The sequence below is a fragment of the Micromonospora noduli genome (assembly GCF_003264365.1).
In the GTDB taxonomy this organism is placed as follows: domain Bacteria; phylum Actinomycetota; class Actinomycetes; order Mycobacteriales; family Micromonosporaceae; genus Micromonospora; species Micromonospora noduli.
On the sequence record NZ_PYAK01000094.1, the window covers coordinates 1 to 13393 of the forward strand.

The following is a 13393-nucleotide window of genomic DNA, read 5'->3' on the forward strand; positions in this document are numbered from 1 at the left end:
CCCGCCGCGGCCGCGCTGGCCGCCCGCACCGGCCCCGGCCGGCCGGCTGCCGAGGCGCCGGGCCGTCGCCTCGCCGGCGACGTCACCTCGAACGCCCTCGTTCCGGCCACCGAGGGCCCCGGGTGGCGGTCACTCGACGTCGGTTCGCCGTTCGACTACGCCCGGCAGGGCATCCTGTACGTCGCCGCGCACCTTCCCCGCCCCAGCGTCTCCGGGCTGCCCGACGCTGCCGGAGAGGAACTCCTCGGGCTGGTCGAGGCGCTCGGTGGTCGTACTCTCGGGCTCTTCTCCTCCCGGCGGGCCGCGCAGCAGGCGGCGGAGCTGTTGCGCGCGCGGACCGACCTGCCGGTGTTGCTCCAGGGCGAGGAGGCGCTGCCGCTGCTGGTGCGTCGCTTCCGCGAGGAGCGCGCCAGCTGCCTGTTCGGGGTGATGTCGCTCTGGCAGGGGGTGGATGTGCCGGGTGACGCGTGCCAGCTCGTCGTCATCGACCGGCTGCCCTTCCCCCGCCCGGACGAACCGCTGGCGGCGGCCCGCGCGGCGGCGGTGGACGCGGGCGGTGGCTCCGGCTTCTCGGCGGTCAGCGTGCCGATCGCGGCGGTGAGGCTCGCTCAGGGCGTGGGCCGGCTGATCCGCGCGACCGGTGACCGGGGCGTGGTGGCGGTGCTCGACTCCCGGCTGGAGACGGCCCGAGGCTACGGGCCGTTCCTGCGCCGCTCGCTGCCCCCGTTCTGGTACACGACCCGCCCCGAGGTGGCCCGGGGCGCCCTGGAACGCCTGGCCAAGTCCTGACCCGCTTGGGCAGGACCAGGATCGCGCTACAACAGGAAAAGAGTGGTCTCCCGCTGGCGGGAGGCCACTCTTTCCCTGATCCTGCGTGATCTGGCGGGACGCCCTAGGGGGCCTGGGAGGCGACGACCACGGCGTCGGGCGGTGTGTCCGGGACCCTGCGGGCGGCAAGCCGGCGGACCGCGGTGTTCAGCACCGCGATGAGCGGCACGGAGACCAGCGCGCCGGTGATCCCGGCGAGTACGACACCGGCGGCGATACCGATGATCACCGCGAGCGGGTGCAGGGCCACCGCCCGGCCCATGATCAGCGGTTGGAGCACGTGCCCCTCGATCTGCTGGACGCCGATCACCACACCGAGAATGATCAGCGCGGTGACCGGGCCGCTGTCGACGAGGGCCACCAGCACCGCCACGCCACCGGAGAGCGCCGCACCGACGATCGGGATGAACGCGCCCAGGAAGACCAGCGCGGCCAGCGGGAAGGCGAACGGGATGTCGAAGATGACCAGGAAGATGCCGATGCCGACCGCGTCGATGAAGGCGACCAGCACTGTCGCGCGAACGTAGGCGACAAGCGTCTGCCAGGAGGCGCGGCCGGCGTCGTCGACCTTCCACCGGGCGGCCACCGGCAGCAACCGGACCAGGAAACGCCAGATCCGGTTGCCGTCACGCAGGAAGAAGAACGTCGCGAAAAGCACCAGCAACGTGCCGGTCAGCACCTCGGCAAGCGTCGCGGCGGTGCTCAACGCGCCGCTGGTGAACCTCGAGGTGTTGTTGTTGATCCAGCCCTGCGCCTCGTCGATGTAGCGGTCGAGTTGCCCGTCGGAGAGGTGCAGCGGGCCAGTCTTCAACCAGTTCTGGATCTGCCGGACGCCCTCCGAGGACTTCTCGCTCAGCTCCGGTACGCCACGAATGAACTCGTTGACCACCAGCGTCAGCGTGCCGATCACCGCGGCCAGGCCGCCGACCAGCACCACCGCCGTCGCCAGCGACCGGGGGAACCGGGCCCGCAGCAGCCAGCCCACCGCCGGGGCGAGCAGCGCGGAGAGCAGCAGCGCGATGGCCAGCGGAATGATCACGATCTTGACCGTGCCGACGATCCGCAGCAGCGCCCAGGCCACCACGCCGATCACGATCAGTCGCCAACACCACGCGGCGGCGATCCGCAGCCCGTGCGGAACGTCGGCGTCGTCCCGGCTGGAGGTGGAGCTGTGCAGGTCCACCGGAGGTTCCGCGCCGTAGACAGTGGCGCTCTGCGGCGCGGTCGGCCCCGGCACGGCCGGCGACGCCACCCGGGCCGCCTCCGACGCGTCGTTCAGCGCGTCACTGGAGGCGCCCTCGTCGGCGCGCGCCGAATCCTGTCGTGACTGGTAGGCGCGGCGAAGCCGCCCGCGTACCCGCTCGAAGCGGCTCAAGCGCACCTCCTGGCAGAAAACCCGGCCCGCCGACGGCGACAGGTCGGACAGCATACGTCCGTTCCCGACACCGTAGGGCGGTTGCGCCACACAATGCCCCGACCACCTCCGGCGTAACCACCGGTCGACCACCGTCGGCCACACGGTAGCGTCTGCGACGTGACCGCCGACAACGATCTCGACGCCGGCCTGCCGATCCGCCTGCTGCACGACCGTGTGCTGGTGCGGATGGAGGGCAGTGAGGGCGAACGCCGCTCCACCGCTGGCATCGTCATTCCGGCGACCGCTGCTGTCGGCAAGCGCCTCGCCTGGGCCACCGCGGTCGGGGTGGGGCCGAACGTCCGCGCCATCGTCTCCGGCGACCGGGTGCTCTTCGACCCTGACGAGCGCTCCGAGGTCGAGCTGCACGGCCGCGGTTACGTGCTGCTGCGGGAGCGGGACGTGCACGCCGTGGCCGCCGAGCGGATCGAGAACGACTCGACCGGCCTCTACCTCTGACGCACCTCCCCCGGCCACCAGGGCCCGTCGCGCACCGTTTGCCCAGGCGCACGACGGGAAGCCATCCGGCGACCGTGGCCCTGGGGAGGGACGATGCCGGTATTCGTGAAGAAGCTGTTGACCTGGGGCAGTGTCGCGTTCCTGATCTACTTCATGGCCTTTCGGCCGGACGGCGCCGCGCAGATGTTCCGGGCGATCGGGGCCGCGCTGATCGCGATGTTCCAGGGCCTCGGTGACTTCCTCACCTCGCTGCTGGCCTGAGCCGCACTGCTGGTGGCCTGAGCCGCACTGCTGGCCTGCCGTCAGCCGCCAGGCCGTAGCTGTCAGGGGTGCGTCGGCGGCCAGGGCGACGCCGGGCGCAGGCCGGGCCAACCGGGCGGGGCGTACCCCACCGGCGCCGGCGCGGGAGCCAGCACCACCGGGATCGGCACCACCGGCTCGTCCGGCGCGTCCACGGCGCGCTGCGTGCCGTCCGGGAAGCGCAGGTGGTAGCGGCTGCCGTCCCAGACCCCCGCCGGGGCCTGCGGGTCCCGACCCACGAAGAACGACCGGTACGCGGTGATCGCGTCCAGCAGCTCCCGCTCCTCGCGGGCGGTCCGCTCCTGGTCGGCGGGTTTGCGGTCCAGGCCGCGCAGCGCCCCGTCGCGCAGCAGGGCCAGCCGGGTCGCGGCGGACTGGTAACCCCGCATCGCCCGCACCCCGGCGTCGCCGGCCACCCGCCGTGCCCAACTGCGGGCGGCGTGCCGCCGGCCGAGACCGCTCAGGGCGGCCACCTCGGGCGGGCTGAGCCAGCCGGCACGGACGTAGTCGGGCAGGACCCGCTCGGTGAGCCGCCCCTCCCAGGCGCGCAGCCACAGGGCCAGCCCCACGGTGCCGAAGAAGACCGGCACCATGAGGCCCAGGAAGCCGTACAGCATGATCATGGCCTCGCCGGTGGCCTGGGTCAGCGTGGGCAGCAGGTTCCACGTGCCGTGCAGCATCATCGCCAGCAGCAGGCCGGCGATCGGGGCGAGCACCCGGATGCGCCGGTCGGCCGTCCGGGAGGCGATACCCAGGCCCACACCGGTCATCGAGGTGAAAAGAGGGTGGGCGAACCCGAACAGCAGAATCCGCAGAATGAAGATCGCGATGACCTGCTGGATGCCGGTGGCTGGGCCGTACCGGTCGGCGCCGGACGCGTACCCCAACCCGCCCAGGTAGAGGATGTTCTCCACCATCGCGAAGCCGACCGCGGAGAGCCCGCAGTAGACCAGGCCGTCGGTGATCCCGGACCACTCGCGGCGGCGGAACACCAGCAGCAGGATCGGGCCCAGTGCCTTGGTCAGCTCCTCGATGAACGGCGCCACCAGCACCCCGGTGAGCGCGGACGGCAGGCCCCAGTCGGCGAAGCGGTTGGCCGCGAAGTCGTTGACCGTGAGCGAGGCGGCGGTGGAGACGAACGCCCCCCAGGCGAAGCAGAAGATCAGATACTTCAACGGCTCCGGTTCGTACCGGTCCAGCCAGAGGAAGCAGGCGACCAGCACCGGCACCGGCAGGATGGCGGCGACCACCCCGATCAGCAGGGCCTGCACACCGAGCGACTGGCCGAGCGTGAAGACCATGAAGACCGCGCACGCCGCGATCAACAGCACCACCCCGGCCAGCACCAGGAACCGCCGCCAGCCCAGGCGGCGCAGCGGCATCCGGGGCGTCTCACCCGTGGGCGGGACGGCGGGCGCAGGCGGGGCGGCGGGCGACGGCGGCAATGGTGAACCGGGCGGGGTGTCGGCCATGCGGTCAGCGTAGCCATCCGCCGCCGGCTGGTTCGGGCGCATCGGCAGCCGCTATGCTGCCGGCAGGTCACGAGTGCCAGCGTTCAGCCCCGGCTTGCTGGCCGGCAACCCTCGTCGAGTTCGCGGTGGGGTGCCCCGGGTGATGACCGGGCCCAGCCCGATCGGTGTGCTGGGCAAGCGCGGACCCCGTCCCGATGTCGCACCCGGGGTCCCTGACCCCGGAGGTTCCGGCGTGTCCGTCACTCTCGTCCCCTCGCTGCCCAGCCTGCCCACCGCGCCGTCGGCGCCGTCCGCGCCGCTCGACGTTCTCGGCGTGCCCGGCGAGATCAATCTGGACTACGCGGCCAGTGCGCCGTGCGCCCGGGCCGCCGCCGACGCGGTGGCCGAGCTGCTGCCCTGGTACGCCAGCGTGCATCGCGGAGCGGGAGCGCTGTCGCGACGCTGCACCCTCGCGTACGAGCAGGCCCGGCAGACGATCGGCGACTTCTTCGGCGCCCGCGCCGACGATCATGTGATCTTCACCCGCAACACCACTGACGCGCTCAACCTGCTGGCGCGGGCCGTGCCAGCCGGCACGACGGTGGTCACCAACGCCTCCGAACACCATGCCAACCTGCTGCCCTGGCCGCGCGGGTCGGTGCGCCTTCCGGTGCCCAGCGACCCCGACGGGGCGGTACGCGATCTCGCCGCCGCCCTCACCGAGCTGCGCCGGGGCAGCAGCCCGGCGCTGCCGGTGCTGGTCGCGGTGACCGGTGCGAGCAACGTGACCGGTGAGCGGTGGCCGGTCGCCGAACTGGCGCGGGTGGCCCACCGGCACGGTGCCCGGATCGTGCTCGACGCCGCGCAGCTCGCCCCGCACGCCCCGGTCGACCTGCTCGCGCTCGACGTCGACTACCTGGCAGTGTCCGGCCACAAGCTGTACGCGCCGTTCGGCACGGGAGTGCTGATCGGTCGCGCCGACTGGCTGGACGCCGCCCCGCCCTACCTGGCCGGCGGTGGCGCCACCAGCCACGTCGGGCCAGCCACCCACGACGTGACCTGGGCGACCGGCCCGGCCCGACACGAGGGCGGCACCCCGAACCTGCTCGGAGCGGTCGCGCTGGCGGCGGTGTGCAAGGCGCTCGACGAGGCGGACCAGGGCGCGCTGGCCGCCCACGAGCAGGCCCTGCTGGACCGGCTACGGACCGGCCTCGCCGCCCTGCCGCACGTCGTCGAGCTGCGCACCTTCGGCCCGGACGCGCCCCGGGTCGGCATCGTCTCGTTCGTGGTGGCCGGATGGGACTCCACCGAGGTGGCCACGCGGCTGGCCGCCGAGCACCACATCGGCGTACGGGACGGGTTGTTCTGCGCCCACCCGCTGGCCCGGCGTCTGCTCGGCGAGGCGGCGGCGCGTACCGGCCGGCGGGACCTGCCGCCCACCGCGCTGCGTGCCAGCATCGGGCTGGGCAGCACGGCCGCTCAGGTGGACCGGCTGCTCGCGGCGCTGGCCGAGCTGGGCTGAGGCCCGCCCGGCGGTCGCCCCGCTCAGCCGACCGGCGGGGCGGTGGGTGGCTTCGGTGTCTCGCCGGGCTCCGCGGGCTCACCGACCGGGCGCTCCTGCTCCCCGAAGGCGGTGCGGATCCACCGGTTCGCCTCCTCCTGCTCGATCCCGGAGGCGACCAGCAGGTCGCTCGCGGTGGTGCGGATCTGGGCGATCACCACGCTGCCGGAGAAGCCCACCCCGGCGCCGTACGCCCGGCCGGCCTCGCTGACCGCTCGCAGCGACCGCTCCCGGGCCTTCTCCGGCTCCTCACCGGCGGCGAACTCGTGCTTGAGCAGCCGGACCGACTCGGCGAGGTGGCCGATCGCGTCCGGCATCGGATCGGGCACCGGTTCCTCGTCCTCGACCAGAGTGACGGACCGGCGGATCAGCGTGCCGCTGTTGCGCATCGCCCGGTCGATGGGGTCGGCCGCCTCGGCGTAGTGGGTCAGTTCGTCGCGGCGGTGCCAGCGGGCCGGGGAGAGGGTGGCGGTCTCCTTCGCCCCCTCGATGGCCTCGCCCAGCGTGGCCAACTCCTCCTTGTTGTTGCGCAGTCTCTCCAGCGCGCCCTGGATGGCGGCGCGGTCCCGGTTGCGCAGCCCGTCGGCGGTGGCGTCGAGTTGGGCGGCGAGCAGGTCCAGGGCGGGGCGGGCCGCCCGGTTGATCACTCGGAGCGGGTTCAGTGGCAGCAGCACCGCCGTGACCAGCAGTGCGATCCCACCGCCGAGGAAGGCGTCGACGAAGCGCGGGATCTCCAGGTTCTGGGTCGACGGGCTCAGCGTCACGATCAGCACCGCCGTGGCCGCCGCCTGGATGACGATGGCCACACTCGCTCCGGCGAAGATGGTGAGCAGGATCGCCACGGTGACCACCAGGCCGAGCTGCCACGCCCCGGTGCCGAGCAGGTAGATCAGGAGGTCGCCGACGGCCACTCCGACCCCCACCCCGACGATCAACTCCACCGTCCGGCGGAACCGCTGGCCGACCGACGCGGCCAGGGTGCCGACCGCGGAGATCGGCGCGAAGACCGGTTGCGGGTTGCCGAGCAGCTTGTGCGAGATCAGGTACGCGAGCCCGGCAGCCAGCCCGGCCTGCACGGCTAGTCCACCGGCCATCCGTACCCGGTGCAGCCGGTCGTGCAGAGTGGCGCGGCTGCGGTGGCGCAGCTGTTCGGTGGCCTCGGCGATCCGCGCGCCGTCGATGTCCACCAACCCGTCGCGCAGCGCGGTACGTCGCACCATCGGAGGTCGCTTGTCCCGGGCCACGGCCATGGGCGCGACTACCCGTGGTGGCCCCGCTGAATCCTCCCTTCCCGCGCGTCGCGGGCGGATGCGGCAGACTCGGGCGGTGGCTGATCTGTTGGACCGGTGGCGGGCGGCGGCCCGAGGTGCCGGCGCGAGCCCCGATCCGGATACCACCCGCGCCGGAGAGCAGGTGATCGCCCGGTGGCGGGAGCCGCACCGGCACTATCACACGCTGGCCCACCTGACGGCGGTGCTCGATGTGGTGGACCAGCACGCCGACCTGGCCACTCGGGCCGACGCGGTCCGGCTGGCGGCCTGGTTCCACGACGCGGTCTACGACCCCCGGGCCGCCGGCGACGCCAACGAACGGGACAGCGCCGCGCTGGCCGAGAGCGTGCTCACCGGGCTCGGGGTGCCGGCGCCCACCGTGACCGAGGTGCGTCGGCTGGTGCTGCTCACCGCCGGGCACACTGTGGCACCGGGCGACCGGGACGGCGCGCTGCTCTGCGACGCGGACCTGGCCGTGCTGGCCGCGCCGCCGGCCAACTACGAGCGTTACGCGGCGGCGATCCGCCGGGAGTACGCCCATGTGCCGGAGCCGGCCTTCCGGGCTGGACGGGCTGCCGTGTTGACCGGCCTGCTGGCGCTGCCCGCGCTGTTCCGGTCGCCACCGCTGGCGAGCCGGTGGGAAGAGCCCGCCCGGGACAATGTGCGCCGCGAGCTGGCCGCCCTCACCGGGGAGCCGGAGAACGCGGGTTGACCAGGTGCTTCGGCCGACGCAGGTCGGCGGCGCGGAGCAACCGGACCAGCTCCCGGCTCGGCACCACCTGGGCACCGAGCCACACCGCCGCCGCGAACCGGTCGGCCGGAATGTCGTAGTGGTCCCGGTCGAAGCCGCGCCGGGGCGCGCCGAGCGTCTCGGCGAAGGCGTGCAGCTCGGCGTACGAGACGTCGCTGATCAGGTGCGACCAGAGCCGACCGCGCCACGGCCAGGCCGGCCGGTCCAGGTAGAGCATGGTGCCCAAGTTATCCCGCCCAGTCGATCATGTTGATGATCGCCGGTCGGCGACCTAGCCTCGGCTGCATGGCCCCCACCGCGCTCCTCGACGACCTGCGCGCCGCGCTCGGTGACGACGCCGTGCTCACCGACCCGGACCTGCTGCGCATGCACCAGCGGGACGAGGCCGACCTGTGCGCCGCCGGCGTCCCGCTGGTGGTGACCCGCCCGCGCGACACCGAGCAGGTGGTGGCCGTGATCCAGGCGGCGGCGCGGCACGGCGTACCGGTGGTGCCGCAGGGGGCGCGGACCGGGCTGGCCGGCGCGGCGAACGCGGTGGACGGCGCGGTGGTGCTCAGTACCGTCGCGATGAACGAGATCCGGGAGATCGACCCGGTGAGCCGGATCGCGGTGGTCCAGCCGGGGGTGGTCAACGCGGCGCTGGCCGGGGCGGTGGCCAGACAGGGCCTCTGGTACCCACCGGACCCCGGCTCCTGGGAGTCGTCCACCATCGGCGGCAACGTGGCCACCAACGCCGGTGGCATGTGCTGTGTGAAGTACGGAGTGACCACCGAGTACGTGCTCGGCCTGGAGGTGGTGCTCGCCTCCGGTGAGGTGCTGCGCACCGGCCGGCGTACGGCCAAGGGGGTGGCCGGCTACGACCTGACCCGGCTGTTCGTCGGTTCGGAGGGCACCCTCGGCGTGATCACCGAGGTGACAGTGGCGCTGCGGCCCGCCCCGGCCGACTCGCTGACCCTGGTGGCGGTCTTCGGATCCACCGCCACGGCCGGCGCGGCGGTGGCCGAGATCGCGGCTCGCGGGCTCACCCCCAACCTGCTGGAGTTGCTGGACCAGACCCACCTGCGGGCGATCGAGGCGTACCAGCCGATGGGGTTACGGACCGACGCGCAGGCCCTGTTGCTGGCCGCCGCCGACACCGGCTCCCGGGCGGCGGACGACCTGGCCGTGCTGGCCGAGGTGTGCGAGGCCGTCGGCGCCGACGAGGTCTACGCGGCCACCGACGCGGTGGAGGCGGCGGCGCTGCTCCAGGCTCGCCGGCTGGCCCACCCGGCCATGGAGAAGTTCGCGGCGGACGCCTACCCGGGCGGCAACGGCGGTCTGGTGATTGACGACGTGGCCGTGCCGCGCGGCGCGCTCGCCGCGCTCCTGGACGGGGTCGCCCGGATCGCGGCCGAGTGCGAGGTGCCGATCGGCGTGGTGGGACACGCCGGGGACGGCAACATGCACCCGAACATCGTGGTCGACCGGGCCGACCCTGCGAGCGTGGAGCGGGGTCGGCGGGCCTTCGACGAGATCATGCGGCTCGGCCTGGATCTGGGCGGCACGTGCACCGGGGAGCACGGGGTGGGGCTGCTCAAGCGGGACTGGCTGGCCCGGGAGATCGGGCCGGTCGGTGTCCGGGTGCACCAGGCGATCAAGTCGGCGCTCGACCCGGCTGGCCTGCTCAACCCGGGCAAGGTGCTCTGACCGGCTGCGGTCAGCCCTTGACCTCGGCCGGGGTCGCCTGGGTGAGCAGCAGCAGGATCTCCCCGGCGACCGGCGTGAGCTCCTCACCCGGGCAGTCCTGCGAGGTGATCAGCCCGGCCGAGGTGATGAGGCTGGACGTCAGCGCGTCGATGCAGGTTGTCCGGTACCGCCGGGCCTGATCGGTCTCGTCGGCCAGCGCCGGGTTGGCGAGCAGCACCTGGAGCCGTTCGGTCAGCTCCGGTGCGAGGGTGCCCCGGGAGGTCACGCCGTCGCCAGCGCAGTCGACGCACTGCCACGCGCCGTTCCGCTCGACGCTCAGGGTGCGCATCGGCCCGTCTTCGCCGAGCCGCTGGAGCAGGCTGACCTGACCGGCGGCGACAGTGGTGGGGATCTCCAGCTGCGAGGTGCCACCCGCCGTGCCGGCGGTCGGTTGCGCCGCAGGGGTGCGCGGCTTGTCTCCGTCGAAGAGGGAGCACCCGGTCAGGGCGCCGACGAGCGCGACGGCGAGCAGGGGTAAGAGCAGACGAGGGCGCGCGCGGGGTAGCACGCGCGGAAACCTACCCCACCGTAGGTAGCGTTCGAAACCACCATCCGGGCTGGTATCGATGGTTACCCATCGGTAACGTCGCAATTCGTCATCGAGCGGACGAGCGCAGCTCCGCCTGATCGTCGTCACCCCGGTCGGCCGCGTAACCCCGGACGTCCGGAGCACCGAGGCGGGCCGCGTCAGCCGCCGCGTCGTCCGGCATCAACTGGGACTGCCGCTCCGCCTCCACCCGGGCCCGGTAGTGCTCGACCTCGCGTGCCCGGGTGGCCGCGTCCCAACCGAGCACCGCCCCCATCAACTCGGCGGTGTGCTCCGCCGACTCCAGCCCCCGGTGGCTGGTCTCGAACGAGATCCGGGTCCGCCGGGTCAGCACGTCCTCCAGGTGCAACGCGCCCTCGGCCCGTGCCGCGTAGGCGACCTCCGCCGCCAGATACTCCGGAGCACCAGCCAGCGGAGACGCCAGCAGAGGATCAGCGTCGACAAGCGCCAGCAGGTCCAGGGTGAGGGTGCCGTACCGCTCCAGCAGGTGCTCCACCACGCCCACCGGCACGCCGTGCCGGCGCGCCAGATCGGCCCGGTCCCGCCACATGGCCGGGTAACCGTCGGCGCCGAGCAGCGGCAGGTCGGCCGTACGCGACGAGCGGGCGCCGCCGAGCCGGCGAGCGGCCCGGTCGACCACGTCGGACGCCATCACCCGGTACGTCGTGTACTTGCCGCCGGCGACCAGCAGCAGCCCGAGCATCGGCTCGAAGACCGCGTGCTCCCGGGAGAGCTTCGAGGTCGAGTCGGCCTCGCCGGCCAGCAGCGGCCGCAGCCCGGCGTACACCCCCTCGATGTCGGCGGTGGTCAGCGGCCGGTCCAGCACGGTGTTGACCTGCTGGAGGAGATAGTCGATGTCGCGGGCCGAGGCGGCCGGGTGGGAACGGTCCAGCCGCCAGTCGGTGTCGGTGGTGCCGATGATCCAGTGCCCGCCCCACGGGATGACGAAGAGCACCGAACTCGCCGTACGCAGGATGAGCCCCGTCTCGCCGGTGATCGCCGAGCGGGGCACCACCAGGTGCACCCCCTTGGAGGCGCGCACCCGGACGCCGGGCCGCAGGCCAACGTCGTTGAGCATCCGGGACATGTCGTCGCTCCACACGCCGGTGGCGGCGATGACGGTGCGGGCCTGCACCTCGAACTCCGCGTCCGGTGAGCCCGGCGGCGCCTCCAGGTCCCGGACGCGGACACCGGTCACCTCGCGCGCCTGCCGGATCAACCCGACGGCGCGGGCACTGCTCACCACCGTCGCGCCGAGGCTGGCCGCGGTGCGGGCCAGGGTAACCACCAGCCGGGCGTCGTCGACCTGCCCGTCGTAGTAGCGGATCGCCCCGGCCAGCGCGTCGGCCCGCAGACTCGGGAAGATCCGCCGGGCACCCTCCCGGGTCAGGTGCCGGTGCAGGGGCATGCCCCGGCCACCGCCGAAGATCCCGGCGAAGGCGTCGTACGCGGCCACGCCGGCTCCGTAGTACGAGCGGCGGAAAACCCGGGCCGGCAGGTCCCGCAGGCCCCGCCCGGCCGGCAGCGGCACCATGATCGGCACCGGGCGCACCAGGTGCGGCGCGAGCCGGGTGGCCAGCAGGCCGCGCTCGGTGAGCGCCTCGTGGACCAGGTGGAACTCCAACTGCTCCAGATAACGCAGGCCACCGTGGATGAGTTTGCTGGACCGGCTGGAGGTCCCGGCGGCAAGGTCACGCGCCTCGACCAGCGCCACCTTCAGGCCACGGGACGCCGCGTCCAGGGCGGCACCGGCTCCGGTCACCCCGCCCCCGATGACCAGCACGTCGAAGCGCTCGGCACGCAGTCGACGCAGGTCGGACGCACGGCGGACCGGTGAGAGCTGACCGGCGACGGATCGGGAGACATTGGGGTCGCGCACCTGTCCACCGTAACCGTCGAGCCACCGTGTCGACATTCGCCGCCCGCACCGCACCGCGCCCACCCGCTCCGAACCAGACGACACGTCCCGCCACCCGATCGAGGCCGACCGATCGGAGATCTTGGACAGTTTCCGTCATCGCCTGACGGAAACTGTCCAAGATCTGCACGGTTCTTCGAAGCCCCGGAACCCGACGGTCGGGTCGAAACCCTTCGTCGTAGTCGTAAGGTTCTCGGATGCAAGGTCAACCTGCGCAACCCGGCTTCAGCGACCGCAGTTCCCCGTGGCCGGTGGTCGCAGCCGTGCTGGTCGGCTGCTGGACGGTTGCGGTCACAGTGGGCACCCAGACCGGTGGTTGGCTCGCCGATCAGGTGCTGCTGGGCTTCGGACGGGACCGGCTCGGCTGGCTCTGGCCGGTGCTCGGCCTGGCCACCGTCGTGCTGGCCGGCACGCCCGCCCTGCTGCTGGCCCTCCTGCCCCGGTCGGGCGCGGTCCGGGCCACCGGGCGGGCCTGGTTGATCGGGGCACTCGCGCTCGGCGTGCTCACACTGCTGCGGGTCGTGCCACCGGTGCACCACGAGGCGTACCTCGCCGCGCTGGCCGGAGCCGCGATGCTCTGCGCCCTCGCCGTGCGCTGGTCGGCGCGCCGGTGGGCGTACCCCGGGCTGGTTGGCCCGGTCGGCGGCCCGGCACCCACCGGAGACGGCGACGCGACGCGGCCCGAGGCCACCGGAGACGGCGACGCCACCCGGCCCGAGGCCACCGGAAACGGCGACGCCATGCGGCCCAAGGCCAGCGCGGAGCCGGTCGGACGGCGCGTGCGCCGATCCGGCCCGGTGCCGTTGCTCGCGGTCGCCGCCGGGTTGGCGCTGCTGCTGCCGTGGGCCTGGCTGGGCGCGCTCGGCGGTCTCCTGGAGACCGCGCTCGCGCTGCTGGCGGCCGCCGCGTTCGGGGTGCTGGCCGCGACTCTGCTGGACGCCCCCTTCTGGTCCCCGTTCGCGGTTGGGCGACCGCCCCGGCCGGCTCGGCTGGTGCTGGTCGGCGGCCTGGTCGCCGGGGTGGCGCTGCTGCTGCTCGCGGCCGGAACCGGGCAGTCCGGCGCGCAGTTGCCCGCCCTGCTGACACTGCCGCCGGTGGGTGCTCGGCATCATCGGGTTCTTCGTGTTGCCGGTCGTCGGCCTGGTGCTCGGCTTCGTCGCCGGGGTGT

The 13393-nt window shown here is 73.4% G+C and carries 12 protein-coding genes, 1 pseudogene and 1 riboswitch; of the genes and pseudogenes, 7 read left to right on the top strand and 6 right to left on the bottom strand.

What is annotated here, in order from left to right:
• A partial coding sequence (locus GUI43_RS31845; RefSeq protein ID WP_249037907.1) for an ATP-dependent DNA helicase occupies positions 1 to 789 on the top strand: 789 nt, incomplete at its 5' end.
• Positions 790 to 892: 103 nt separating this feature from the next.
• Here the strand turns inward: GUI43_RS31845 and GUI43_RS31850 are convergent.
• Positions 893 to 2203, bottom strand: a complete 1311-nt coding sequence (locus GUI43_RS31850; RefSeq protein WP_428842237.1) for an AI-2E family transporter — start codon at positions 2201 to 2203, stop codon at positions 893 to 895.
• A gap of 159 nt (positions 2204 to 2362) precedes the next feature.
• Here GUI43_RS31850 and GUI43_RS31855 point away from each other — a divergent pair, with 159 nt between their 5' ends.
• A complete protein-coding gene (locus GUI43_RS31855; RefSeq protein WP_091402887.1) occupies positions 2363 to 2701 on the top strand; it encodes a GroES family chaperonin in 339 nt (112 codons plus the stop codon).
• A gap of 93 nt (positions 2702 to 2794) precedes the next feature.
• Positions 2795 to 2962: a hypothetical protein gene (locus GUI43_RS34115; protein ID WP_167457715.1), complete on the top strand. Its 168-nt coding sequence runs from the start codon at positions 2795 to 2797 to the stop codon at positions 2960 to 2962.
• Between the two features lie 62 nt (positions 2963 to 3024).
• Here GUI43_RS34115 and GUI43_RS31860 read toward each other — a convergent pair whose 3' ends face one another.
• Entirely contained in the window at positions 3025 to 4515 is a 1491-nt protein-coding gene (locus tag GUI43_RS31860) for a PrsW family intramembrane metalloprotease (protein WP_112589226.1), read from the bottom strand.
• A gap of 23 nt (positions 4516 to 4538) precedes the next feature.
• Positions 4539 to 4659: riboswitch (SAM riboswitch) on the top strand.
• Positions 4660 to 4705: 46 nt separating this feature from the next.
• Here GUI43_RS31860 and GUI43_RS31865 point away from each other — a divergent pair.
• Positions 4706 to 5974: an aminotransferase class V-fold PLP-dependent enzyme gene (locus tag GUI43_RS31865; protein ID WP_428842238.1), complete on the top strand. Its 1269-nt coding sequence runs from the start codon at positions 4706 to 4708 to the stop codon at positions 5972 to 5974.
• Positions 5975 to 5997: 23 nt separating this feature from the next.
• Here the strand turns inward: GUI43_RS31865 and GUI43_RS31870 are convergent, their stop codons facing one another.
• Positions 5998 to 7233, bottom strand: coding sequence for an FUSC family protein (locus GUI43_RS31870; RefSeq protein ID WP_112589248.1), 1236 nt, complete (start codon positions 7231 to 7233; stop codon positions 5998 to 6000).
• Positions 7234 to 7339: 106 nt separating this feature from the next.
• Between GUI43_RS31870 and GUI43_RS31875 the strand changes: the two genes are divergently transcribed.
• Positions 7340 to 7996 carry an HD domain-containing protein gene (locus GUI43_RS31875; RefSeq protein ID WP_225855029.1) on the top strand — a complete coding sequence of 219 codons (657 nt, stop codon included), beginning with the start codon at positions 7340 to 7342 and terminating at the stop codon, positions 7994 to 7996.
• On the opposite strand, the gene GUI43_RS31880 is transcribed toward GUI43_RS31875, so the two are convergent.
• The gene (locus GUI43_RS31880; RefSeq protein ID WP_112589230.1) at positions 7968 to 8252 is read right to left on the bottom strand and encodes a DUF4031 domain-containing protein; all 285 of its coding nucleotides are present in this window, start codon (positions 8250 to 8252) and stop codon (positions 7968 to 7970) included. The two genes, GUI43_RS31875 and GUI43_RS31880, sit on opposite strands and share 29 nt — an antisense overlap.
• Before the next feature lie 68 nt (positions 8253 to 8320).
• Between GUI43_RS31880 and GUI43_RS31885 the strand changes: the two genes are divergently transcribed.
• A complete protein-coding gene (locus GUI43_RS31885; RefSeq protein WP_112700519.1) occupies positions 8321 to 9721 on the top strand; it encodes an FAD-binding oxidoreductase in 1401 nt (466 codons plus the stop codon).
• Positions 9722 to 9731: 10 nt separating this feature from the next.
• Here the strand turns inward: GUI43_RS31885 and GUI43_RS31890 are convergent, their stop codons facing one another.
• A complete protein-coding gene (locus GUI43_RS31890) occupies positions 9732 to 10268 on the bottom strand; it encodes a hypothetical protein (protein ID WP_112606091.1) in 537 nt (178 codons plus the stop codon).
• An 88-nt stretch (positions 10269 to 10356) separates the two neighbouring features.
• On the bottom strand, positions 10357 to 12222 hold the full coding sequence (locus GUI43_RS31895) for a glycerol-3-phosphate dehydrogenase/oxidase (protein ID WP_112700521.1): 1866 nt from the start codon (positions 12220 to 12222) through the stop codon (positions 10357 to 10359).
• Between the two features lie 200 nt (positions 12223 to 12422).
• On the opposite strand from GUI43_RS31895, the pseudogene GUI43_RS34120 reads away from it, so the two are divergent.
• A pseudogene (locus GUI43_RS34120) lies at positions 12423 to 13393 on the top strand (S8 family serine peptidase); the annotation flags it as partial.

What these genes read in the sequence shown, in the direction of transcription:
- GUI43_RS34115 (WP_167457715.1), top strand. Translation starts at nt 2,795, where the DNA reads ATGCCGGTATTCGTGAAGAAGCTGTTGACCTGGGGCAGTGTCGCGTTC.
- GUI43_RS31860 (WP_112589226.1), bottom strand. Translation starts at nt 4,515, where the DNA reads ATGCGCCCGAACCAGCCGGCGGCGGATGGCTACGCTGACCGCATGGCC.
- GUI43_RS31870 (WP_112589248.1), bottom strand. Translation starts at nt 7,233, where the DNA reads ATGGTGCGACGTACCGCGCTGCGCGACGGGTTGGTGGACATCGACGGC.
- GUI43_RS31880 (WP_112589230.1), bottom strand. Translation starts at nt 8,252, where the DNA reads ATGCTCTACCTGGACCGGCCGGCCTGGCCGTGGCGCGGTCGGCTCTGG.
- GUI43_RS31885 (WP_112700519.1), top strand. Translation starts at nt 8,321, where the DNA reads ATGGCCCCCACCGCGCTCCTCGACGACCTGCGCGCCGCGCTCGGTGAC.
- GUI43_RS31895 (WP_112700521.1), bottom strand. Translation starts at nt 12,222, where the DNA reads ATGTCGACACGGTGGCTCGACGGTTACGGTGGACAGGTGCGCGACCCC.